The sequence below is a fragment of the Streptomyces sp. NPDC013455 genome, assembly GCF_040632975.1.
Taxonomy (GTDB): Bacteria; Actinomycetota; Actinomycetes; order Streptomycetales; family Streptomycetaceae; genus Streptomyces.
Genome location: NZ_JBEYCX010000078.1, coordinates 1 through 1,493 on the forward strand (window position 1 = coordinate 1; position 1,493 = coordinate 1,493).

The 1,493-nt window shown below is 66.5% G+C and carries 1 protein-coding gene and 1 pseudogene; both read right to left on the reverse strand.

Annotation, left to right across the window (positions count from 1 at the left end):
* Positions 1 to 1,005, reverse strand: a 1,005-nt coding sequence (locus ABZ576_RS34365; protein ID WP_360750056.1) for an alpha-amylase family glycosyl hydrolase, incomplete at its 3' end; no start/stop codon positions are given.
* Positions 1,002 to 1,493: pseudogene (locus tag ABZ576_RS34370) on the reverse strand (alpha-1,4-glucan--maltose-1-phosphate maltosyltransferase); the annotation flags it as partial. The pseudogene ABZ576_RS34370 and the gene ABZ576_RS34365, both read right to left, overlap by 4 nt.

A 1,493-nucleotide genomic window follows, 5' to 3' on the forward strand; every position in this document is an offset into this window, starting at 1 on the left:
TTCCAGGGTCAGCTCGTCGTGGTTGCGCAGGAAGATGCCCCACTGGCAGCCGGACGGGATCGCCGGGGTCTTGGCCAGGATCTCCGAGACCGGGTAGCGGGATTCCCGCCGTACGGCCATGAAGATGCGCGGCATCACCGGGAAGTGGAACGCCATGTGGCACTCGTCGCCGCCGGTGCGGAAGTCGCCGAAGTAGTCGACGACGTCCTCGGGCCACTGGTTGGCCTCGGCGAGGAGCACCTTGTCGGGGTACTGCGCGTCGATCTCCTTGCGCACCCGCCGCAGGAACTCGTGGGTCGCGGGCAGGTTCTCGCAGTTGGTGCCCTCCTGCTGGTACAGGTACGGCACCGCGTCCAGCCGGAACCCGTCGATACCGAGATCCAGCCAGAATTTCAGCGCGGAGATCATCTCCTCCTGCACGGCCGGGTTCTCGTAGTTGAGGTCCGGCTGGTGCGAGAAGAAGCGGTGCCAGTAGTACTGCTTGCGTACCGGGTCGTACGTCCAGTTGGAGACCTCGGTGTCGACGAAGATGATCCGGGCGTCCTGGAACTGCTTGTCGTCGTCGGCCCAGACGTAGTAGTCCCCGTACGGGCCGTCCGGATCCCGCCTCGACTCCTGGAACCACGGGTGCTGGTCGCTGGTGTGGTTCATGACGAAGTCGATGATGACGCGCATGCCGCGCTGGTGGGCGGCGTCCACGAACTCCACGAAGTCGGCGAGGTCGCCGAACTCCGGCAGGACGGCGGTGTAGTCGGAGACGTCGTACCCGCCGTCCCGGAGCGGGGACTTGAAGAAGGGCGGCAGCCACAGGCAGTCCACGCCGAGCCACTGGAGGTAGTCGAGCTTGGCGGTCAGGCCCTTCAGGTCTCCGATGCCGTCGCCGTTGCTGTCCTGGAAGGAGCGCACCAGGACCTCGTAGAAGACGGCGCGTTTGAACCACTCCGGGTCCCGGTCCTTGGCGGGAGTGTCCTCGAAGGTGTCCGGAACGGGCTCATTGACGCTCATATCGTGGGTGACCCTCCGATCTGCGGGGTGGACGGTCGCAGGACGGTGAACACATGCGCGGGCCGCCGGCCCGGTTCGAGGCGCACATAATTGGCCCTGCCCCAGTAGTAGGTCTCGCCGGTGAGCTCGTCGCGCACCGGCACGGACTCGTGCCAGTCCAGGCCGAGTTGCGGCATGTCCAACGAGACCGTGGCCTCCTGGGTGTGCTGCGGGTCGAGGTTGGCGACCACCAGAACCGTGTTCGATCCGCTCCGCTTCGAGTAGGCGATCACCGCTTCCTTGTCGGTGTGGTGGAAGTGCAGGTTCCGTAGCTGCCGCAGGGCGGGGCTGCGCCGCCGGACGGTGTTGAGGCGGGTGATGAGGGGGGCGATGGTGCGTCCCTCGCGTTCGGCCGCTTCCCAGTCCCGGGGGCGGAGCTGGTACTTCTCCGAGTCCAGGTACTCCTCGCCGCCCTCGCGCAGGGGGGTGTTCTCGCACAGTTCGTAGCC